General features: G+C 35.1%; 16 protein-coding genes. 13 read left to right on the plus strand and 3 right to left on the minus strand.

The window, feature by feature from the left end; translation table 11 throughout:
* Positions 1-36 precede the first annotated feature (36 nt).
* The 5 genes from DEX24_RS06615 to DEX24_RS06635 all read left to right on the plus strand — a co-directional run bounded on the left by DEX24_RS06615 (position 37) and on the right by DEX24_RS06635 (position 6,418).
* On the plus strand, positions 37-789 hold the full coding sequence (locus DEX24_RS06615) for a thermonuclease family protein (RefSeq protein WP_246131445.1): 753 nt from the start codon (positions 37-39) through the stop codon (positions 787-789).
* Positions 790-1,320: 531 nt separating this feature from the next.
* Positions 1,321-1,890, plus strand: a complete 570-nt coding sequence (locus DEX24_RS06620; RefSeq protein WP_109305626.1) for a histidine phosphatase family protein — start codon at positions 1,321-1,323, stop codon at positions 1,888-1,890.
* A gap of 297 nt (positions 1,891-2,187) precedes the next feature.
* Complete coding sequence (locus DEX24_RS06625) at positions 2,188-2,808, plus strand: DUF47 domain-containing protein (RefSeq protein ID WP_109305627.1); 621 nt, start codon at positions 2,188-2,190, stop codon at positions 2,806-2,808.
* A gap of 17 nt (positions 2,809-2,825) precedes the next feature.
* The gene (locus DEX24_RS06630) at positions 2,826-3,830 is read left to right on the plus strand and encodes an inorganic phosphate transporter (RefSeq protein ID WP_109305628.1); all 1,005 of its coding nucleotides are present in this window, start codon (positions 2,826-2,828) and stop codon (positions 3,828-3,830) included.
* Positions 3,831-4,648: 818 nt separating this feature from the next.
* Positions 4,649-6,418, plus strand: coding sequence for an oleate hydratase (locus DEX24_RS06635; protein ID WP_109305629.1), 1,770 nt, complete (start codon positions 4,649-4,651; stop codon positions 6,416-6,418).
* 34 nt (positions 6,419-6,452) lie between these two features.
* Here the strand turns inward: DEX24_RS06635 and DEX24_RS06640 are convergent, their stop codons facing one another.
* Positions 6,453-7,190, minus strand: a complete 738-nt coding sequence (locus tag DEX24_RS06640; RefSeq protein WP_109305630.1) for a potassium channel family protein — start codon at positions 7,188-7,190, stop codon at positions 6,453-6,455.
* A gap of 128 nt (positions 7,191-7,318) precedes the next feature.
* Between DEX24_RS06640 and DEX24_RS06645 the strand changes: the two genes are divergently transcribed.
* The 4 genes from DEX24_RS06645 (at position 7,319) to DEX24_RS06660 (ending at position 11,525) form a co-directional block, all read left to right on the plus strand.
* Positions 7,319-8,740, plus strand: a complete 1,422-nt coding sequence (locus DEX24_RS06645) for an amino acid permease (protein WP_109305631.1) — start codon at positions 7,319-7,321, stop codon at positions 8,738-8,740.
* Between the two features lie 106 nt (positions 8,741-8,846).
* The gene (locus tag DEX24_RS06650; protein WP_109305632.1) at positions 8,847-9,836 is read left to right on the plus strand and encodes a choloylglycine hydrolase family protein; all 990 of its coding nucleotides are present in this window, start codon (positions 8,847-8,849) and stop codon (positions 9,834-9,836) included.
* Between the two features lie 25 nt (positions 9,837-9,861).
* Complete coding sequence (gene gad, locus DEX24_RS06655) at positions 9,862-11,250, plus strand: glutamate decarboxylase (RefSeq protein WP_109305633.1); 1,389 nt, start codon at positions 9,862-9,864, stop codon at positions 11,248-11,250.
* Positions 11,251-11,273: 23 nt separating this feature from the next.
* On the plus strand, positions 11,274-11,525 hold the full coding sequence (locus DEX24_RS06660) for a hypothetical protein (RefSeq protein WP_109305634.1): 252 nt from the start codon (positions 11,274-11,276) through the stop codon (positions 11,523-11,525).
* A 445-nt stretch (positions 11,526-11,970) separates the two neighbouring features.
* Here DEX24_RS06660 and DEX24_RS06665 read toward each other — a convergent pair whose 3' ends face one another.
* Entirely contained in the window at positions 11,971-14,142 is a 2,172-nt protein-coding gene (locus DEX24_RS06665) for a YhgE/Pip domain-containing protein (RefSeq protein WP_109305635.1), read from the minus strand.
* Between the two features lie 124 nt (positions 14,143-14,266).
* Here DEX24_RS06665 and DEX24_RS06670 point away from each other — a divergent pair, with 124 nt between their 5' ends.
* Entirely contained in the window at positions 14,267-15,658 is a 1,392-nt protein-coding gene (locus tag DEX24_RS06670) for an aldehyde dehydrogenase (RefSeq protein WP_109305636.1), read from the plus strand.
* 416 nt (positions 15,659-16,074) lie between these two features.
* On the opposite strand, the gene DEX24_RS06675 is transcribed toward DEX24_RS06670, so the two are convergent.
* Positions 16,075-17,664, minus strand: coding sequence for a two-component system sensor histidine kinase NtrB (locus DEX24_RS06675; protein WP_170112875.1), 1,590 nt, complete (start codon positions 17,662-17,664; stop codon positions 16,075-16,077).
* Positions 17,665-17,774: 110 nt separating this feature from the next.
* Between DEX24_RS06675 and DEX24_RS06680 the strand changes: the two genes are divergently transcribed.
* The 3 genes from DEX24_RS06680 (at position 17,775) to DEX24_RS06690 (ending at position 22,679) form a co-directional block, all read left to right on the plus strand.
* Positions 17,775-18,839 carry a M42 family metallopeptidase gene (locus DEX24_RS06680; RefSeq protein WP_109305638.1) on the plus strand — a complete coding sequence of 355 codons (1,065 nt, stop codon included), beginning with the start codon at positions 17,775-17,777 and terminating at the stop codon, positions 18,837-18,839.
* A 2-nt stretch (positions 18,840-18,841) separates the two neighbouring features.
* Positions 18,842-20,314: a UDP-N-acetylmuramoyl-L-alanyl-D-glutamate--2,6-diaminopimelate ligase gene (locus DEX24_RS06685; RefSeq protein ID WP_109305639.1), complete on the plus strand. Its 1,473-nt coding sequence runs from the start codon at positions 18,842-18,844 to the stop codon at positions 20,312-20,314.
* A gap of 787 nt (positions 20,315-21,101) precedes the next feature.
* Positions 21,102-22,679, plus strand: a complete 1,578-nt coding sequence (locus tag DEX24_RS06690) for a peptide chain release factor 3 (protein ID WP_109305640.1) — start codon at positions 21,102-21,104, stop codon at positions 22,677-22,679.
* Positions 22,680-22,832: the final 153 nt, after the last annotated feature.

Raw genomic sequence — 22,832 nt, forward strand, 5'->3', positions numbered from 1 at the left:
AATGAACGCTATAAAAGGATGATGAATGTGAAAAAGATGACTTGGCTCGCTATTATTTTTTCAGTTGGATTAATAGTATCGGCTTGCACAGAAACAGCAAATGTAAATAATCAAGAAAATAATCATAAAACTGTCGGTGAAGTTGTAAAAGTCACAAATGTGATGGACGGTGACACGATGAAGGTTATGTATAATGGTAAAGAGAGAAAAGTTCGTTTCCTATTAATAGATGCACCTGAAATGTATCACAAAGAATTAGGGGAGCAACCATTTGGTAGAGAAGCACAAACGAGAACACGTGAATTACTAAAGAAAGCGAAAGAGGTTTCGATCGAATTCGATGAGACAGGAGCTCGAGAAGACAAATACAATCGATTACTAGCTTATGTCTATGCAGATGGCCAATCAGTGCAACAGCAGTTAATCAAAGAAGGGCTTGTGCGTGTTGGATATGTTTACAATAAACAAGCTGCCCATTTAGATGAATATGACGCTGCACAAAATAAAGCTAAACAGGCTAAATTAGGTATTTGGCAATATCCTGGCTATGTAACAGATCGTGGATTTATCAAATCAGCTGTACCTAATTGGCAGCCAGGAAAATCGTTAAATACGTCGACGTCACAAAAAGTGCAAACAGCAGACTGTAAAATTAAAGGTAATATTAATGCTAAAGGAAATAAAAACTATTTCCTCCCAGGTGATCCTAATTATGAACAAGTGAATGAAGAAGAGATGTTTTGTTCACAAAATGAAGCACAAAAAGCGGGCTTTAAAAAGGCACAATAACAAAAAAGAGAAGTCTGATTCAGTGAATCAGGCTTCTCTTTTTTTGGTTCTATTATATATGTTGGGGTATTAAAACAATTCATGTTTTAGACAATTAGAAATAGCGAGAGCTTGCCGCCGACAAGTAACGCACTTTCATTCACCCCAACATTTGACACAGAGCCCTTTTTTGTATTCTCTAGTACTACTCCATCGCATAAGTTTAAGTGAGTAACGAGTGCTGCGTGGTCAAACGGTAAGTAAAATCTGTTTACGTTAAAAGAAGGATCTTTAAAATAAAAATAGATCCATGGCATGTGCCGATAAACCGCGCATGCATGAAGAATATAATTTGTTTGTAAAAGATGAATTGGTTTACTACTAGCTAAATAAGGGGTTTGGAGTAGGGATTAGTAAATGGGGAAAAGGACACTATGTAAATAATAAGTCAGATTTCATCAAATCGGATAATTTTGTAGTTGGGGATCATCAGAACAGGCTTTAAAATACCAAATTTTGTGGTACGATAATAGGTATTAAAGGGGTGAAGGAATGACAAGGATTTATGTTGCAAGGCATGGTGAAACAGATTGGAATAGGTTGGGTAAGTTACAGGGAGCTACCGATATCCCATTGAATGATTCGGGGCGAGAACAGGCAAGAGCATGTGGTTTATATTTTGAAACAATTCCTGTCGATGCTATTTTCACGAGCCCTTTAAAACGAGCGAGTGAAACGGCTAAAATAATTAATGAACAGTTGAATGTTCCTATAATAGAAATATCGGAATTCCGAGAACGTACTTTTGGCGATGCTGAGGGGATGACATATGAAGAACGATCTAAGGTTTATCCGAGAAAAAATTATCCGAACCAGGAACATTTTAAAGCATTTAAAAAACGTTTAATCATTGGGTTAGAGAAAATAAATATAGCGTACCCAGAAGGTAATGTATTATTAGTTGCACATGGTGCGGTTATTCATACATTATTTCAAATTGTAGAAAATGATGATTTTTTCCCAAGTAATGCACGACTATCTAATGGTGGTGTTAGTACCGTTAGTTTTGAAGATGGTAAATGGTGGTTGAAAAAATATAATGCGATTGATCATTTAGAATAATAAAGCGCTATGATGGGCAATTAGCCGTCCATCATAGCGTTTTTCGTATAAAAACGGATTGAAAAAATTGTAAATTATGAAGCTGATGTAAACGCGATAATACGTCAATTTTCTTATAAATTGAAATTTTTTCTATTTAAATGTCAAAGATTAGATGTTTAAGTTCGCTATTATTACAGTAATGTAAATGTTACATGAATTAATGTAAATTTCAGCGATTTTTCATTGAAATATTGTTAAGATAATCTAGCAATAACAAGAACAGAAAAATACACATAATTGTTTCAGGAGGAATTTATGTTTAATCGTAAAAAAAGTGATCCGTTTTTTGATATTCTAGGTAAAATTGCTTTGAATGTTCAAGAGTCAATGCATTATGCCAATGATTTCCGCATCACTACACTAGAGGATCTAGCAGAAATTAGTACACGTATGAAAAAATACGAAACTGATGGAGATAAATTAATTCATAAATTGATTGTTATGTTAAACAAATCATTTATGACGCCGATTGAACGTGAAGATATATTAGCTTTAGCAAATTGTATGGATGATGTTTTAGATGGCATGGAAGAATGTATTGCACACTTTGACATGTTCTCACTTATTGAAATTGATGAATCAATGAATAAATTTATTAGCTATATCGTGAAATCAGCTGATGAAACGGTAAAAGCAATGGACAAATTACAACAGAAAAAATTAGTAGATATGCGTGATCACGCTATTCTTATAAAAGATTATGAAAGTAAATGTGATGAAGTACTTAGAACTTCAATCAAACAACTTTTCTTAAATGAAAAAGATCCTATTCGTATCATAATGTTCAAAGACATTTACGAACAATTAGAAGATATCGCAGATGACTGTCAAAACGTAGCAAATACGATGGAAACAATCATTATGCGAAATGCATAGGTAGGACGGTATAGTTAATGAATACACTTATAATTTTAACGGTATTGGTCGTTGTATTTGCACTTGTATTTGACTTTATTAACGGATTTCATGATACGGCAAATGCCATCGCAACATCTGTTTCAACGCGTGCTTTAAAGCCAAAAACAGCTGTATTAATGGCTGCAATTATGAACTTTGTTGGTGCAATGACATTCACTGGTGTTGCAAAAGCAATTACGAAAGACATCGTTGATCCATTTGCACTTCAAAATGGTACGCTTATTATTTTAGCAGCATTATTATCTGCAATTGCTTGGAATTTAATTACTTGGTACTTTGGTATTCCATCGAGTTCATCCCATGCAATTATCGGTTCTATCGCAGGTGCTGCAATTGCAGCAGGTGGATTTAGTATCCTTAACTATTCTGGTTTCGGGAAAATTCTACAAGCGCTATTAATTTCACCATTTATCGCAATAACTGCCGGTTTCTTAATGATGACTTTATTTAAATTCATCTTTAGGAAGGCGCATTTATCAAAAACGAACCAACGAATTCGCTATTTGCAAATTGGTACAGCAGCATTACAGTCATTCACACATGGTACAAATGATGCCCAAAAAGCAATGGGTATTATGACGATGGCGTTGATTGCTGGTGGTTTACAAACGGATGATGAAGTTCAGCTTTGGGTTCGTATTGCAGCAGCAACGGCAATGGGACTAGGTACTTCAATCGGGGGCTATAAAATCATTAAAACGGTCGGCGGAAAAATCATGAAACTGCGTCCAATTAATGGTGCAGCAGCCGATTTAGCATCAGCATCTATTATTTTTGGTGCAACGCTGATTCACTTACCAGTATCAACGACGCATGTAATCTCTTCTGCAATTATGGGGGTAGGTTCTGCTCAACGTGTAAAAGGTGTAAAATGGGGAGTTGCTCGTAAAATCGTTATTACGTGGATTATTACGATGCCAATCGCAGCTGTGTTAGCGGCAGTATTTTACTATATTCTTAACTTCTTTATCAAGTATTAATAAATTAAGAGCCTGAGACAACAGTATGTTCAACAGAGAAAATCCCGTATGATTTTTCGAAATCATACGGGATTATTCATTTCAATCCATTTCGGCTTCGAAAAACGCGTTCCATGGACATGGCTTCAAACGCCTCGCTATTCCCGCAGGAGTCGTTGGCTACGCGTTCAATTGATTTGATGATTCGTATGGGAGACATACTATTTTTGTTCTGTCCCAGGCTCTTTTTTGTATATTAATGATTTCGATGCAAGGGTAGATTTTGTATAGGAAGAAGAAGAAATTTTGACATCTATCGTATAAAATAACTGAATTTTCAGTTATTTTATACGATAGTAATTAAATTATAATAGACTCTATTTGAGGTATTAACAGGCAGTAGCGGGTCAAAAAAAGCAAAATTAAAGAGCGGGGGCTCATCGAAATTTCCCCGCTCATAAAAGAAAAGATTCTCCAGCAATCCGTGCTGTTAGCGAGAATCTTTTTTGTTATTCATTCGAAAATGAATAACGCTAGGTTTGGCACCTAATTAGATATTATACACGAAAATGAAAAAATATGATATTAATTTTTATTTTTTTAACATTATTTAAATTTGAAACCTTTTAATGACCTTTTTATTATATTAATTTAATGAAAATTATGTCTTTTATAGGTTTAATTATAGTATTTAGGGAATAAATAGCCTATAAAACATTGTTAGAATTTAGAAGCGAAAATGTAGCACACGATGATCGTTCTTTTAACCTAAATTGCCATGCACTGTTTTACTAATGACCAATGACAATAAAGTGTACTAAAACTAGGAGGAATCGACTATGTATAGAAGTAATGGGAACTATGAAGCATTTGCTAGACCGAAAAAACCTGAAAGAGCGGATAAAGTATCAGCATACTTAGTAGGATCAGGTTTAGCATCGTTATCTGCCGCGGTATTTTTAATTAGAGATGGTCAAGTAAAAGGAGATAAAATTCATATTTTAGAAGAGTTACCGATTGCTGGTGGATCTTTGGATGGACTTAGTCGCCCCGATTTAGGTTTTGTCATTCGTGGTGGGCGTGAAATGGAGAGTCATTTTGAATGTTTATGGGACTTATTCCGCTCTATTCCTTCTATTGAAGTGGAAAATGCTTCTGTATTAGATGAATTTTATTGGCTGAATAAAGAAGATCCGAATTCTTCTGAATGTCGAATAATTCATAAACAAGGTGTGCAATTCCCAACAGATGGGAAACTAATGTTAAGTGAAAAGGCGATAAAAGAAATGTTAGCACTGTGCTTACATCAAGAAGATCAATTAGCTGATAAAAAGATTACGGATGTTTTCACGGAAGAATTTTTCAAATCAAATTTTTGGACTTACTGGTGCACTATGTTTGCATTTGAAGAGTGGCATTCAGCAATGGAAATGCGCAGATATTTAATGCGATTCATCCATCATATTGATGCACTAACTGATTTTTCATCATTAAAATTTACTAAATACAATCAATATGAATCATTGGTACTACCACTACTAAAATATTTAAAAGAGCAAGGTGTTCAATTCCAATACGATACTGTAGTAGAGAATGTAATTGTGGACAGCGGTCCGACTAAAGTGGCAAAAGAATTAATTCTTAAAGTGAAGGGCGAGGCGCAAACAATTGCCTTAACAGAACATGATTTAGTGTTTGTTACAAATGGTTCGATTACGGATAGTTCAACATATGGTTCAAATGAAGAACCTGCACCTGTGTCAACTGAAACAAGTGGTGGTTGGGATTTATGGGAAAATTTAGCGGAGCAAAATGCTGAATTTGGTCGCCCTGAAAAATTCTACAAAAATATTCCAAGAGCAAGCTGGTTTGTATCGGCAACAGTGACTACATTGGATGATAAGATTGCGCCATATATTGAGCGTATTAGTAAACGGGATCCCTATGCTGGAAAAGTAGTAACAGGTGGGATCGTTCATGCCCAAGATTCAAATTGGAAGATGAGTTATACATTAAATAGACAACCCCATTTTAAAGCACAACGAAAAGATGAACTAGTTGTGTGGGTATATGCATTACTTTCTGATAAAGAAGGAGACTATATAAAAAAACCAATCACGCAATGCTCAGGTAATGAAATTGCATCCGAATGGTTGTATCACATGGGTGTACCAATCGAATTAATCGAAGGATTAGCGGTAAATTCATGTAGTACAATTCCATGTTATATGCCGTATATTACTTCTTATTTCATGCCAAGAGCAGTAGGCGATCGCCCATTAGTCGTACCACATGGTTCTAAAAATTTAGCATTTATCGGGAATTTTGCAGAAACTGAGCGTGATACAGTATTTACTACTGAGTATTCAGTTAGAACAGCGATGGAAGCTGTGTATACATTCCTAGATATTGATCGCGGTGTACCGGAAGTGTTTGCATCTTCTTACGATATCCGCATGTTGCTAAAAGCATCTTATTATTTAAATGACAAAAAAGGAATCAAAGATATCAAAGTGCCGATGTTAGCCGGAATTATTGAAAGACATGAACTGAAAAAAATCCAAGGTACTTTTATTGAAGAACTCTTAAAAGACTCTGGATTGCTTTAAAAATAAAAATAAAGAGGAAGCAAATACTTCCTCTTTATTCATTATTTTTTAATCTTTCTTTTTCTTTTTGAATCAGTTGTTCAATTCTTTCTAAATCAGCCAACTCAATTGTGATAGAAGCAGTATTTTTTGCTGTTTCAGCTATAGGGTTCTTGCCGGTTGCCAATTCTTTAGCGTCTTGTATGATGGATTTTGAATCGGTCATCATCTTTGTCACGCTACTCGTTAGTGTACTGATCATACCAATGCCGAGAAACATTAGAATGGCTGCAATACAACGGCTAATATTTGAAACAATTGTAATATCACCATAACCAACTGTTGTCACCGTTTGTAGAGACCACCAGAGTAAATCTGGATAATTTTTAATGCCTGGTTCTATCCAGTACATGGGTAATGGTAACACGAAAAAAACAACGACAAAATAGGCTAGAAATCGACCAAGTCCAGTACCGGTTAATTTACTTAAATACGGTAAAATATATTTTTTCCCAACGGTTGTTACACGAAGAAACTGCATGAGTAGCGGTAAAAATCTGAAAAATCTAAAGCCACTATTTATTGGAATAATCGATATGAAGTCTAGTGGGTTTTGTTTAATATATTGCCATTTATTTTCACTTTTAAATAGATGATAAAACGTATCAATCGTGAAAATGATAAGGATGGACCAATCAAAATAAGAGGCAATTGGATGTTTTGTCACCGTTAAAACTACGGAAATACACAGTAATATGAACATACCACCATAATATATTTGTTTAATCTGCATGGAAAAACCCCTATAGTTGTTTTTTGATTTTTAAAATACAAAATCAATAGTAAAGTATTCCCTTATTTACGATAAAAAAACAACTATAGAATTTCTAAACTAGAAGGTATTTTGAGAGGACTGAAATTATGGCAACTGATAAAAAGAAATTATCACAATTTAGTTTCTTCGCAATGACTGCTTCCTTATTTATTACAGTTTATGAGTATCCAACATTTGCTGAGTCTGGCGTTATGTTAATTTTTTACTTATTAGTTTGTGGGATATTTTGGTTCTTACCTGTTGCACTTTGTTCAGCAGAACTCGCAACGATCGAAGGGTATCAAGAAGGTGGTATTTTCGGTTGGGTAGGAAAAATATTAGGTGAAAAATACGGTTTTGCAGCTATATTCTTTCAATGGTTTCAAATAACGGTAGGATTTGTAACCATGATTTATTTTATCATCGGTGCTTTAGCTTATGCGCTGAAAATACCAGAAATAAATAGTAATTCTATGCTGAAATTTTTATGTGTATTAGTTATCTTTTGGGCATTAACATTTATGCAATTTAAAGGAACACAATTGACTGCAAAAGTAGCAAAAGCTGGCTTTATTTTCGGTATTATCATCCCAGTTCTCTTATTACTTGTTTTTGCAATAAAGTATTTTGTATCAGGTCACGCCGTAGCACATTCATTTACGAGTAAGGGATTCTTTCCAGAAAATAAGGAAAGTTTTGCTGCGTTAGTATCATTCATGCTTGCTTATATGGGGGTTGAAGCATCAGCACCTCATATTAAAGATTTAGATAATCCACAAAAAAACTATCCTAAAATCATGGTTATCCTTGTTGTTGTTGGTATTACATTAAGTACCATCGGAGGAAGCGTTGTTTCTATGGTTATTCCAGATAGTAAATTATCGCTTAATACAGGTGTAGTTCAGGCTTTTGAAGCGCTGATTTTAACCGGTCATCCAGCGATGGCAATTGTCGTTAAAATTATTGCAGTATTGTTGGCATTTGGTGTCATTGCGCAAGTAAGTTCATGGATCGTCAGCCCAACAGAGGGTTTACGAACGGTAGCTGAAAAAGGATTATTGCCTGCAAAATTTAAAAAAGTAAATAAAAATGGTGTACCTGTCCCATTGATCTATCTACAAGGTATTGTCGTAACTGTATGGGCAGCTATTTTAACATTTGGTGGTGGTGGTAATAATGTTTCGTTCTTAACTGCTATATCACTAACAGTTATTATTTACCTGAGTGCATACATTTTATTATTCATTAGCTATTTCTTCCTTGTATTAAAACCAAAAAATCAAAGTTTAGTGCGCTCTTATCAAGTTCCTGGTGGGAAAATCGGGAAACTGATTATTAGTGCTTCCGGGTTGATTATTTCTGTGTTAGCTATTATCTCAGCCTTTATTGCGCCGAGTGAATTAAAACATGCTGAAGCAAGCACGTATATTATGACGCTGTCAGCTGGTTTTATTATAACGCTAGTATTACCCTTTGTATTTTATCATTTTTATTCGAAACACAAAAAAACTGTTGCGAAAGGAAGTTGATTTGCCACATGAAAAATGTCTACTCGTATCATTACAGAGGACCATGATGTAGTTGGTAATCGTAATATTTAGCGTGATTGATAAAAAATGAAAAGGATGTGTAGTTATGTGTACAAGTATTTTTACAATGACTAAAGACGGCAAACATTTATTATCTAGAACGATGGATTTTTCGTTTCCCTTAGATCCAAATCCTTTATTTTTACCGAGGGATCATCAATGGTCGTCTGACTCAGATCAACAATCCTATCAAAATAAATATGGCTTTATAGGTGCGGGTAGACTGCTAGGATCTTCTTATTTTGTAGCAGATGGTGTGAATGAAAAAGGCTTATCTATTGCAGAGTTGTATCTGCCAGGAGAAGTATATTATTCAAAAGAAGAAAAAAAGGATGCATTAAATTTAGCACCACATGAACTGGTTGTTTGGGTGCTAGGAAATTGTGGTTCAATTGCAGAATTAGAACAGCATCTATCAAAAATTCATTTAGTAGAGAAAGCAGCTCCAGTATTGAATTTTGTGACACCGCTCCATTGGATTATTACCGACAAAACAGGTCGTTGTATCGTCATTGAACCGACTGAAGAAAAATTATCAATTTATGAAAATACAGTTGGTGTTATGACAAATACGCCTTGTATTGAATGGCATGTAACGAATTTAAGTAATTATTTACATGTTCGACCACAACAATATGATCCAGTAACTTTTGGAACGCATACGGCGAATCCGTTTTCACAAGGAACGGGTACAACAGGATTACCTGGAGGTTATACACCACCAGATCGTTTTGTACGTGCAGCATTTTTTAAAGAGCATATTTCACAAGCTCCAAATGAAGTGGAAGGTGTATCCAATGCCTATCATATATTAGCAACTGTGCGTATTCCAAAAGGGATTGTCGTTACCGGAGAAGGTGCATTAGATTATTCACAGTATGTTGGCACAATGTGTAATGAATCCTTAAGTTATTATTTTAGCCCGTATGAAAATTATCAGATTTCAAAAGTAACACTTACGGATGAATTACTAAAGGAAACAAAACCAAAATTTTTCGAAGCAGATCACCAAGAAGCAATTAAATCTTTAAATTAAATGGATAAGGTAGGTGCATAATACAATGTCAAATAAAAATACGCCCGATGATATCAAACCGATTTTTGCTTCTTTAGCTGCACGAGAAGATGTTGTATTAAAAAAAATTAGGAAACAACCTGTTGAAGCAAAGGTAGCTTATCGCTTAATAAAAGATCAGCTCATTGATGAGGGAAACGCTAGACAAAATTTAGCAACTTTTTGTCAAACGTATATGGAGCCAGAAGCCACACAACTAATGTCTGAGATTATGGAGAAAAACGCTATCGATAAATCGGAGTATCCTGAAACAGCAAGGCTAGAAGAAAGCTGTGTGAATATGATTGCCGATTTATGGAGTGCGCCAGATGTGGATGAAGTAATGGGTACATCTACTGTAGGATCAAGTGAAGCGTGTATGCTCGGTGGTATGGCGATGAAATTCAGATGGCGAAACCTCGCAAAGAAACGAGGTCTTGATTTAAATGCGCAAAAACCCAATCTGGTTATTTCAAGCGGTTTCCAAGTATGTTGGGAAAAATTCTGTATCTATTGGGATATCGAAATGCGCGAAGTACCATTGGATAAAAAGCATTTAAGTATCGATACGTCAAAAATATTAGATTATGTTGATGATTATACAATCGGTATTGTGGGTATCTTAGGTATTACGTATACAGGTAAATTTGATGATATTAAAACATTGGATTCAATCGCAGAAAAGTACAATAAAGAACATGAACATGAATTAGTGATTCATATTGATGGTGCGAGTGGTGGTTTATTTGTACCGTTTGTCGATCCTAAATTAGCATGGGATTTCCGATTGAAAAATGTTGTATCGATTAACACATCTGGTCATAAGTATGGTTTAGTTTATCCAGGTGTAGGGTGGATTCTTTGGAGAAACAAAGAATATCTACCGGAAGAACTTATTTTCAGCGTAAGTTATTTAGGTGGGGATATTCCAACGATGGCCATCAATTTTTCACGTAGCGCCAGTCAAGTGGTAGGACAATTTTATAATTTTTATCGCTATGGTTTTGATGGCTACAAAGAAATTCATAATAACTCGAAGGATGCAGCAATGACCATTGCAAAAGCAGTTGAAAAAACAGGCCTTTTTGACATATATAATGATGGTGAAAATTTGCCAATCGTTTGTTATTCATTAAAAGAAGATGCAAATGTGAAGTGGAATCTTTATGAACTTGCCGATCGCCTGCAAATGAGAGGTTGGCAAATTCCAGCATATCCGCTGCCGGAAAATCTAGACAATATTGTTGTACAACGCTTCGTATGTCGTGCGGATCTAGGACATAACTTAGTAGAGTCACTGATTTCTGATTTCCATGATTGTTTAGAAGAAGTGGAAAATGCTCGCATTCTCTATCATGATGACGAGAAACCGCATGTGCAAGGATTTATACACTAATACAAAATAGGAGTTGGATGAATATGACAAACTATGAAGAAAAATTAGACAAAACATTAGACAAAATTGCAGCAACTTTTGACAAACTAGAAGTAAATATTGAAAAATATGAATTAAATGAAGCAGATGATAAATCTCATCACATGAAAGAATGGTATGAAGAGAAAAAAGTTCTTCATGAAATTAAACGCTTATTACATGAAGTGAGAAAATATGATAAATATGATGAAAAAGAAGCGAAAAAAATCGAAAAAGATTTTGAAAAGTATTTATAAATAGCAGTTTTTTATTCAATGAAAAGGGAAGTTGCCCAGGCAACTTCCCTTTTCTCTGTTTCTAGTTTTGAGTAATGGAACTAAATTTAGTTTTGTCTAGGCAGTTTAAACATGCAAGCCTATTTCTTATTTTGTCTGTATATAAAAATGAAGAGACTGGACCAAAACGCTAGCCAAAATTAAAAGAAATACCCGCAGGTAAATGACCGTTCCTACAAAAGTCACACCCACACTTCAAATAAATTGAATATTTTTCTTTTTAATAGAACAAAAGAGTCCTTCCCACCAAAATGAAAGAGATATGCTCTTTATGTATAAAAACGATAACAGGGACCAAATTAAGAAAATATACGGTGAAAGGATAGAAGAAAAGCCGCCCACCTCATGTAAAAAATACAAACAAAAAGGAAATTACCTTAGGCAATTTCCTTTTTGTTTGTATTTTTTAGTGGAATAAACCGGATTCTCTTGATTTCTCCATTAATTTTGTTGTTTCACGATTTAATACTTTTTTATAGAAGGAGCCTAGTAAGATAAAGACTAACATAATCAGACCGAGCACGAGGAAGTCTTTTAGTACATTGGCCCATAATACGCCGCCAACCGCTTCACGTGCCAGTTCAATAGCGTAGGTGAAGGGGAGGAATGGATTGATTACTTGGAAGAATTTCGGCAGTAATACAACAGGGTATGTGCCACCTGCTCCTGCAATTTGAAGTACTAATATAACAATGGATAGTGCTTTGCCGACATCGCCAAAAACAGATGTCAACGTATAAACAATTGTTATAAATACGAGGCTGGCAAACATACAAAAAAGAATGAATAATACTGGTGATTCAGGTTTAACACCGAGAATGAGCATACAGCCTAATGACATGATGAGTGCTTGGCACAAACCAAATGTCCAGAAAGTAAATAATTTCCCGAAATAAATTTGTTTAATTGTATATTTTTTCTTGGGTCTGTTGACATTTACTTCTAGTAAAGAGGCTAGTAATAAACCGCCTACCCAAAGTGATAAAATTCCATAAAAAGGTGTCATGCCCGTACCATAATTTTTTATTGGGAATATAGCATGTTGTTTTAATTGAATTGGTTCTTCAAAAAAACTTTTTTCACTTTCAGCATTATGTGTTAATAAGCCAATTAAAGTATTGAGATCCATTTCACTATTGGCTTTTCTAAGCTTAGTAGCAAGATCTTTTACTTTACTGCTGACAATTGGGAATGCGGCCATCGCTTTTTTCAAATCACCATTTGCAACAGTAACATAGCCAGATGTTTCTTTGACAATTTGTGTTGCTTCAGGAATTGCTTGTTGTACTTCTGTCAAAGTCGATTGAGCTTGCGTGAGCGTTTTTTTAGCATTGCTCAGCTCTTTTGAAATAGAGGTTGAGAATTTATTTTCGTAATTATCGATGAATCCGTTAATAGACATGGATGTTTTTTTAGCTAGTGTTTTAATTTCTGTCATACTGGCTTCACCAACAGCCTGTGCTTTTTGGATGGAATCATCAATTGTGTTTAATGATTGTTTTGTAGCTGCTAATGATTTATTGATTGCACGTGTTTCAATAATAATACTATTTAATGCATCATTTGTGCCGGTGAATTTTTGCTGTTTATTAAATGCTTTGATTGAAAGTAATGATTCTTCCAAGGATGTTAATTCTTTTTGATTGGTAGATATTTGATTAGCTAATGTTGCTTTTGTTTTTTCTATAGCATTGGTATCTAAAGAAATATTGGAAATTTCGTTGATGGTACGATCAATTTCTTTAGAAGTTTGTTTCATTGTTGCGACATCTTTTTTAATCGCTTGATCAATCGCTGTAATGGCTCTTTGCCCTTCATCAACATAGGCAAGTGCAGTTGTGACAGTTTTTAATCCGTTATTTGTTATTTCAACAGCTTGGGGCATCATAGATTGAGCTTTTGTTAACATAGAATCAGCTTCTTTGGCTGTTTTCTGTACACCGGTTAATTCGGTATGAATGGAGGGGAGATTTTTCTCGAGATTAAAAATGAATTTTTCAAATTTCTCAATATCAGGTAATTCTTTTTGAAGTTCGACACCTACTTTATTAAATGCCTCGAAAATCGTTTTATCTACTTCACCTACGAATTTTTCACTCATGCCAGTGACGACTGTAGAAGCACCTTCACCAGTGATTTTGGGGGCAATTGAATTAATTTTTTCATTGACATAATAACTCATTTTTGCTTTTTGAGGATTTTTGTCTAAGACAGTTGCCAATGTTTTTGTGAAATCATTTGGTACAACAATAACCGCAAACAACTTTCCTTTTTTCACTTCACTTAATGCTTTTTCTTCATCCAGAAATTGCCAATCTAACTGTTTGTTGGTATGCAGTTTTTTCACAAGTAAATCGCCAACATTGATTTTTTCATGATTTATAGTCCCACCATTATCATTATTAACGATTCCGATAGGCATATTGCCTGTATTTCCGTATGGATTCCAAGAGGCTGCAATATTGAACCAAGCATAGAGTGAAGGTAATACGATTAGTCCTATAATAAGTACTGCAGAAACCCAATTGGTGAAAATATTTTTCATATCATTTTTATAAATTGCCCAAATATTTCTCATGACACCCCACCTTTTGTATTTTTAGTAATATACCCTTAATTTTTACTAATTAAGCAAAATAGAGATGTAATTCAAGCAGTGGTATACTTATAGTAATAAAAAATTTGGTAGGGGAGAATGATGTATGACAAACGATATTGCACAACAAATTGATCAACTAATTAGAAACCAACAAAACTATTTTGATTCAAGTGTGACAAAGCCTTTAGCTTTTAGAAAAGAGCAGTTAAGAAAGTTGAAAACGGCTATTTCTAAATATGAAAAAGACATACAGCAAGCACTTTATGATGATTTACGCAAAAGTGATTTTGAATCGTATGCGACAGAAATAGGCATTGTGTATGCAAGTATTAGTCATGCATTAAAATATCTAGAAGAATGGATGCATCCGGTATCTGTACCTACACCTGTACAATTCCAGCCAGGGAAGAGCATGATTGTCCACGACCCATACGGCGTAACGTTGATTATTGGACCTTTTAACTATCCGTTCCAACTGGTGATGGAACCTTTAATTGGTGCAATTATAGGAGGGAATACGGCAGTTGTAAAACCTTCAGAATCATCTGTACACACGTCTGCCATTGTCAAAAAAATAATCGAGGAAACCTTCCATCGTGATTATCTTGCTGTAATAGAGGGCGAAAAAGAAGAAACCAATGCTTTAATACATGCACCATTTGATTATATTTTCTTTACAGGTAGCGTAGCGGTCGGAAAAATTGTGGCAAAAGCAGCCGCTAACCGATTAACGCCACATACGCTCGAATTAGGAGGTAAAAGCCCAGTTATCGTAGATCAAACAGCAAATTTAGAAATTGCCGCAAAACGTATTTTATGGGGTAAATTTGTTAATGCAGGACAAACTTGTATCGCCCCGGATTATATAGTTGTTCATGAATCTGTTCGCGTTGCATTCATTCGCCAAATCAAAAAAATATTAGTGAAATTTTATGGTAAAGATGCACAAAAAAGCCCGGATTTTGGACGAATTATTAATAAACGTCAATTTGATCGTTTAGCGTCGTTACTTCAGCAGCAACAACAGCAAATTCTATTTGGTGGGATGACCGATCAAGATGATCTTTATATCGAACCGACTGTGCTACAAGATGTTTTATGGGAACATCCAATTATGCAAGATGAAATTTTTGGTCCAATCTTACCGATTTTAACGTATTCAGACTTAGGGCAGGTAATTACACAAATTAAGAAAAAACCAAAACCTTTAGCAGCTTATTTCTTCTCAGAAACAGAAAAAGCTATTCAATATTTCTTAGATGAATTGCCATTTGGTGGTGGTTGTATAAATGAAACCATTACACATGTAGGGTCGCTGCATTTGCCATTTGGTGGCGTAGGTGAATCTGGGGTAGGTAATTACCATGGTAAGGCAAGCTTTGATACATTTACGCATCAAAAATCGATTTTAAAACGTTCATCTAAATTAGCTACAAATTTGTTATACCCACCATATAAACAGAAAAAAACATTAGTAAAAACAATATTACGCTAATAAAAAAGTTTCTACGTCAACAATTGAGGTGGCGTGATTTGGATTTTTCACATCACGCCACTTTTTCTATTTGTTCGTTTCGGACGAATGTTTTCCGGCAGGAGTCCTCGTGCCTTTATTACACAAACCAATTCAACCTAAATGCAAAGTCGTTTCTGTATCCTTCCTATTCAATCAAATCTTCGCTCGAAAACATTCAAAGCGTCTACATCCAAATGCATGGCGTTTTAAAATCTCTACTTGGCCTGTTTTCAAGCGTATGAATCGATGGCGGTGTGCTTTTTGCGTTACATACCACAAGCTCGCGGAAAGCGTCGAGCAGAGGTGATTTTGTTTGAAAAACCCAACAACTCATATAGAACCATAAAAAAGAAACTACTGCGGTAATTGAGTAGTTTCTTTTTATGGGCTTAGATTCAATGAATGGGCATTAACTCATTGCTATGAACAGGCATCATAATTGTAATGGTTGTACCTTGTCCAAACATACTATCAATGTTGATGACACCACCATGTTCTTGGATTATTTTATTCGTAATAAGCATACCTAGCCCAGTACCATGTTCTTTTGTTGTGAAAAAAGGTTCAAATATATGATCGATTACTTTTTGAGACATGCCATTACCACTATCAGAAATAGCGATGGCAATATGAGTACCTGTCCATTTCGTTTCGACATTCATATGGCCCGTATCATCAATTGCTTCAATCGCATTTTTGAAAATATTAATAAATACTTGTTTTATTTGGTTGGCATCGCCTTTTATATGAGAATATTCGGCTAAAAGTTCTTCTGTAAGGATAATATGATGGCTTTGGAATTGTGGATCAAACAGCAATTTTACGTGATTAAGAATATCATGTATATCAAAAATGGTCATTTCTTTCGCATGAGGTTTAGATAATACTAAAAATTCACTAATGATTAAATTGATTCTTTCAATTTCTTCATTGATTAATGAAAAATAATAATAATTAGGTGAGTTTTTGTCAGCTTTCATCATTTGAACAAAACCTGAAATAACAGTTAACGGATTACGGATTTCATGTGCTACTCCTGCTGCAATTTCACCAGCTATATTGAGTTTTTCAGCTTCAACACGAATTTTTTCGGCTTCCTTCCTATAGGAAATATCACGTGTAATAACAGAAGTGGCGATTATTTTTCCAAACTGATCAAAAATAGGTGATAACGTCACTTCAGCATCAAAAATCGTACCGTCTTTTTTCATATCGACTGTTTCTAGGAGGTGGAAACTTTCTCCGGCTAACATGCGATTTATGCGATCTTTTGATTGTTCATAGCCAGCTGGAGGAACCATGGGTAAAAGTTTGCCGATACATTCATCGCCATCCCAACCATATAGTTTTTCAAAGGCGGGATTGACCGCAATGACATAATTATTTAAATCAAAAACAGCGATGCTGTCTTTAGCATTTTCAAAAAAGAGCTTTAAATATCCTTCTTTCGATAAAAATTCTTTTTCACGTGTATCACTTTTTTCTTCAATATGGCGATAACTCATGCTAAAGTAGTACCCCTGAATTAAACTGATGGTGCTCAATAGAGCTAAGAGGATGATGAGTACGGCAATATTTGTCTCGCCAATTGCTATAATCAATTCAGGATACCAAGCGTAAAAGAACCAAGCAATTTCAGAACCGAATAATAATAGTACAAAGGCGTTTAAATAGGCTGATTGATAAATAGAAATAATAAATAAAGCAATAATTAAGATAATAGAGTAATAAATATTCATCGATATAAAAATAATATGTACGAGAGTTAGATTAATCGTCATGATGATTAATGAACAGACGAGAATTTCATTTACTTTCCTATTAAATAAAAAAATAATGACTGCACAAAGTAGTAGCAGTGTAAGTGGAAAAGAGTCGATTTCTTCTAGAAAACTAACCATTGAAACGATGGCGTATAATAGAATGCTCGCTGTGACAATCGACAAAATAACTTTATTCCTTTTTCTTAAAGTAGACGAGTGCATCATTTTTAACACCTCAAATTTAGTATTACTTACATAATACAGTATTTGTCGGTGTCGTAAAATGTCATATTCTGATATTATGGAATAAATATACGAGGGGGCGCGTTTAAATGAATATTTTTGAAGAACAAGAAACAATCGATTTATTAAAACAACTGACAGGTACACCAAGTCCGACGGGTTATACAAAAAATATTATGATGAAAATGGCAGCCATTTTAGAGGATTTTGGTATTGCATACACAACGACAAATAAGGGTGCAATCATCGTGACAATCAAAGGGGAAAATGATGATCGTCAACGACTACTTACAGCGCACACCGATACTTTGGGAGCAATGGTAAAAGAAGTAAAATCATCAGGTAGATTGTCGCTATCAATGGTTGGGGGCTTTAGATGGAATGCGGTGGAAGGTGAATATTGTACAATTCATACTGCTTCTGGCAAGGAATTTCGTGGTACTATATTAATGCACGAAACATCTGTCCATGTTTACAGAAATGCGGGAGAACTTCCTCGTGATGAAAATCATATAGAAGTACGCATTGATGAAAAAGTGACATCAGAAAATGAAACACGCGCTTTAGGTATTGAAGTGGGTGATTTCATTTCTTTTGATAATCGTTTTGAACTGACAAAAAGTGGTTTCGTTAAAACACGTCATTTAGATGACAAAGCAAGTACAACATTATTAATTCAATTAATCAAATTAATTCACGCTGAAAAATTACAATTACCATACACAACTCATTTTTATATTTCAAATAATGAAGAAATTGGTTATGGTGGTAACTCAAATATCCCAGAGAAGACTGTTGAATATATTGCGGTAGATATGGGTGCAATAGGCGATGGGCAACAAACTGATGAATATACAGTATCAATTTGTGCGAAGGACTCGAGCGGCCCATACCATTATGAATTGACTCATCAGTTAATCGAACTTGCTAAGCAACATAAAATCGACTATAAAGTTGATATTTATCCATACTATGGTTCCGATGCTTCAGCAGCAATTAAAGCAGGAGTGGATGTGCGCCATGCTCTATTTGGAGCAGGCATTGAATCTTCACATGCATACGAACGCACGCATATCGACTCACTACGTAATACAGCAGAACTTCTTTTCGCATACGTAACAGCGCCAATGGTTGATGAACAGGAGGAAAAATAAACATGCAAGCAACACAACTATTACAAAGCTTGCCAATAAAACGTATTATTGGCACATTACCAGACAACATTAAGGATATTGCAATCGATTCACGTAATGTTCAAGACAAGACAATTTTCATCTGTATTAAAGGCTATACGGTGGATGCACATGACTACGCTCAACAAGCTGTAGATAGCGGCGCGACAATTGTTATAGTTGATCATGAGTTACAGTTAACAGGTGATGTAGCACAGGTGATAGTTGAAGATACGAGTCGTGCACTTGGACTATTATCTGCAAAATTCTTTGACTATCCATCAAAGGATTTAACAATGTTTGGCGTAACCGGAACAAATGGTAAAACAAGTGTTTCGACGATGATTCAAAATATTTTACAAGGTTTGGGTGTGCGTTCAGCATTATCAGGAACGATTGGCTTTAACTTAAATGGGATTATGTACGATTCAACGAATACAACGAGTGATGCATTAACAACACAACAGATGATCTTCAGGGCGAAAGCAGAAGGTTGTCGCGGTATGGTAATGGAGGTTTCTTCTCATGGCCTTGTCCTTGGGCGTCTTGCGGGTGTTGATTTTGACGTTGCAATTTTCACAAATCTTACACATGATCATTTAGATTTCCATGGTACAATGGAAAATTACGGTAATGCAAAAGGTATGTTATTTTCACAATTAGGACAGGACTTAGAAAAAGATAAACATGCTGTATTAAATGCTGACGACGAATGGTCCGCTAAATATGCTGGTTTAACGCCTTATCCAATTTGGACATATGCTTTGCATAATGAAGAGGCTACTTTCCAAGGCAAGAATATTCGCTATCATGATGAGCTCACAGAATTCGATATGGTCACACCTGAAGGTACGAAACATGTCAAATTGCAATTACTTGGTGAATTCAATGTATACAACGCACTTGCAGCTACAGCAGCCCTTTATTGTAGAGGGTATTCTTTGGAAGATATTATCGGCCAATTAGAATTTATGGCACCGATTAAAGGCCGGATGCAAAAAATTGAAACAGGTAAATTACCTATTTCCATTTTTGTAGACTATGCACATACGCCGGATGCTATTGAACAGGCAATTCGTGCAGCAAAACCATATGCTGCTAGAAAGATAATATTTGTTATTGGTACGGGTGGCGATCGGGATAAATCCAAACGTCCGACAATGGCTGAAAAAGCATCGGTTGCAGATTATGTTATTTTGACAACAGATGACCCACGCTATGAGGACTATGATAGTATTGTTAATGATTTAGAAAAAGGCATGACGCATAAAAATTACACATGTATTGGTGATCGAGCAGATGCAGTGCGCCATGCTGTTGATATTGCAGAAGAAGGCGACCTTATTTTATTTGCAGGTAAAGGCCATGAAGATTATCAAATTATAGAAAATACAAAATACCCACATAGCGATGCCGAAATTGCATTAATCGCTGCAAAAGAAAAGTTCGAATTATAATAAACTAATACATCTTCAAAGAATTTAGATGATGACCACTATCTAATCTTTGGGGATGTTTTTTTATTTGGATTTTATACTATTTGTTGGGGTTTGCAAACAATACCACTTCTGCTGATTTTGCATGATTCATTGGGAACTGAACCGTATAAAAAGGGAAGAATCTTTATCGTTTACTTGTTGAAGGCTGCGTGACAATACTAATTAAGCATTTCAAGTGAATAGTATCTCTGGATGGAACCTAATGATAAAGAATACACTATCTGAGTTTGTCAATTGTTGTTATAGTCTTTTAACACAACACCAATATTCATCAAGAAAATCTGTTTATCGTGTAGTATCTCGTTGTTTTCTAGTTATAGGAAAGAGCAGTTATTTCATGCTGATAATACGCGGAATAAATAGTTAATTCACATTTACTTAAAGTTATGTTATATTTATATAGCAGTAAGGAACAGCAACTATTTGACTCCGAATAATCATCATTTTTCAAAAGAAAAAATTGTGATTATTGGGTGTCAAAACCCAACCAGAGTTCTTCAGGAACAAAGAATTCTACCGCGACATCTCATTTATGAGGTGTCGCACTTTTTTTTGCCTAAATTATGTAATTCTGCTTTAGGTCTTTTGCTTAATCATTAATTTTGTTATAATCATAAGGTTAGAAAAATGTATATAAATGAAAGCTCATATAAAAAATCATAAGTAAGGAAAGTGATTGCCGATGTAGGTCTTACCTTCAACCAACCATTTATGAATAATATATGATAGTAGAAGGAGAAAAATAATGGTCACTTCAAAATTAGAGCAAGAAATATTAGCACGCCGCACATTCGCAATTATCTCCCATCCCGATGCTGGTAAAACAACAATTACTGAGAAATTACTGTTCTTTGGTGGCGCAATCCGTGATGCCGGAACAGTTAAAGGGAAAAAATCAGGTAAGTTTGCAACATCTGATTGGATGGAAATTGAAAAACAACGTGGGATCTCAGTTACATCATCTGTTATGCAGTTTGATTATAATAATTGCCGCGTAAATATTTTAGATACACCAGGACACTCAGATTTCTCTGAGGATACGTACCGTACCTTGATGGCAGTAGATAGTGCTGTCATGGTAATTGATGCTGCAAAAGGTATTGAAGCACAAACATTAAAACTATTTAAAGTTTGTCGTATGCGTGGTATCCCAATCTTCACTTTTATCAATAAATTGGATCGCCAAGGTAAAGAACCACTTGAATTAATGGAAGAACTAGAAGAAGTGTTAGGTATTCAATCGTATGCTATGAACTGGCCTATTGGTATGGGGAAAGAATTTTTAGGTATTTATGATCGTTATAATAATCGTGTAGAACAATTCCGTACAGCAGAAGAAGATCGTTTCTTACCTTTAAATGCAGAAGGCGGACTTGATGTTCAAAATGATATGACTAAAACATCTTATTACACACAAGCTTTAGATGATATTATGCTATTGAACGAAGCAGGAAATCCTTTCTCAGAAGATGCAATTCGTAAAGGTCAATTAACACCTGTATTCTTTGGATCAGCATTGACTAACTTCGGTGTACAAACATTTTTAGAGACATATTTAAATTTTGCACCGCAACCACAACCACGCTTGACGGAAGATGAGCAGTATATTGAGCCAACAGATGAGCAATTCAGTGGCTTTGTTTTCAAAATTCAAGCGAATATGAACCCTGCTCACCGTGACCGTATTGCATTTGTCCGAATTGTATCAGGCAAATTTGAACGCGGTATGAGCGTCACACTTAGCCGCACAAATAAGTCCTTTAAAGTAACGCAATCAACAACATTTTTAGCCGATGATCGCGAAACGGTTGAAGAAGCAGTTGCTGGGGATATAATCGGTTTATATGATACAGGAAACTATCAAATTGGCGATACAATCGTTGGCGGGAAAAATAAATTCCTATTTGAAAAACTTCCACAATTTACACCGGAATTATTTGTACGCGTCACAGCTAAAAATGTTATGAAGCAAAAACATTTCCATAAAGGTATTAATCAACTTGTACAAGAAGGTGCCATTCAGTATTACAAAACATTGCATACGGAAGACACAATTCTTGGTGCTGTAGGTCAACTACAATTTGAAGTGTTTGAAAATCGTATGAAAAATGAATATAATGTTGATGTGAAAATGGAGCCAATTGGCAATAAAATCGCGCGTTGGATTGCTAATGAAGAAGTTGTTAAAGATGCTATGACAGGTCCCCGCAGCATGCTCGTAAATGATCGTTTTGGCAATAAAGTATTTTTATTTGAAAATGAATTTGCTATGCGTTGGTTTGGCGATAAGTTCCCAGAAGTGGAATTATACAGCCTACTATAAGAAAATAAAAAGACATTCTTTGATTGTGATATGCTCCCCAATAGGTAGACAGATGAAAAAACAAAAATCTGTTTACCTGTTGGGGGGTATTTTTTATGGCGCGAAGTAAGCATACAATTGAACAAAAATATAAAGCAATCCAAATGTTAACCA

The sequence above is a fragment of the Kurthia sibirica genome, assembly GCF_003143975.1.
Classification (GTDB): Bacteria; Bacillota; Bacilli; order Bacillales_A; family Planococcaceae; genus Kurthia; species Kurthia sibirica.

What these genes read in the sequence shown, in the direction of transcription:
- DEX24_RS06615 (WP_246131445.1), top strand. Translation starts at nt 37, where the DNA reads ATGACTTGGCTCGCTATTATTTTTTCAGTTGGATTAATAGTATCGGCT.
- DEX24_RS06620 (WP_109305626.1), top strand. Translation starts at nt 1,321, where the DNA reads ATGACAAGGATTTATGTTGCAAGGCATGGTGAAACAGATTGGAATAGG.
- DEX24_RS06625 (WP_109305627.1), top strand. Translation starts at nt 2,188, where the DNA reads ATGTTTAATCGTAAAAAAAGTGATCCGTTTTTTGATATTCTAGGTAAA.
- DEX24_RS06630 (WP_109305628.1), top strand. Translation starts at nt 2,826, where the DNA reads ATGAATACACTTATAATTTTAACGGTATTGGTCGTTGTATTTGCACTT.
- DEX24_RS06635 (WP_109305629.1), top strand. Translation starts at nt 4,649, where the DNA reads ATGTATAGAAGTAATGGGAACTATGAAGCATTTGCTAGACCGAAAAAA.
- DEX24_RS06640 (WP_109305630.1), bottom strand. Translation starts at nt 7,190, where the DNA reads ATGCAGATTAAACAAATATATTATGGTGGTATGTTCATATTACTGTGT.
- DEX24_RS06645 (WP_109305631.1), top strand. Translation starts at nt 7,319, where the DNA reads ATGGCAACTGATAAAAAGAAATTATCACAATTTAGTTTCTTCGCAATG.
- DEX24_RS06650 (WP_109305632.1), top strand. Translation starts at nt 8,847, where the DNA reads ATGTGTACAAGTATTTTTACAATGACTAAAGACGGCAAACATTTATTA.
- gad (WP_109305633.1), top strand. Translation starts at nt 9,862, where the DNA reads ATGTCAAATAAAAATACGCCCGATGATATCAAACCGATTTTTGCTTCT.
- DEX24_RS06660 (WP_109305634.1), top strand. Translation starts at nt 11,274, where the DNA reads ATGACAAACTATGAAGAAAAATTAGACAAAACATTAGACAAAATTGCA.
- DEX24_RS06665 (WP_109305635.1), bottom strand. Translation starts at nt 14,142, where the DNA reads ATGAGAAATATTTGGGCAATTTATAAAAATGATATGAAAAATATTTTC.
- DEX24_RS06670 (WP_109305636.1), top strand. Translation starts at nt 14,267, where the DNA reads ATGACAAACGATATTGCACAACAAATTGATCAACTAATTAGAAACCAA.
- DEX24_RS06675 (WP_170112875.1), bottom strand. Translation starts at nt 17,664, where the DNA reads ATGCACTCGTCTACTTTAAGAAAAAGGAATAAAGTTATTTTGTCGATT.
- DEX24_RS06680 (WP_109305638.1), top strand. Translation starts at nt 17,775, where the DNA reads ATGAATATTTTTGAAGAACAAGAAACAATCGATTTATTAAAACAACTG.
- DEX24_RS06685 (WP_109305639.1), top strand. Translation starts at nt 18,842, where the DNA reads ATGCAAGCAACACAACTATTACAAAGCTTGCCAATAAAACGTATTATT.
- DEX24_RS06690 (WP_109305640.1), top strand. Translation starts at nt 21,102, where the DNA reads ATGGTCACTTCAAAATTAGAGCAAGAAATATTAGCACGCCGCACATTC.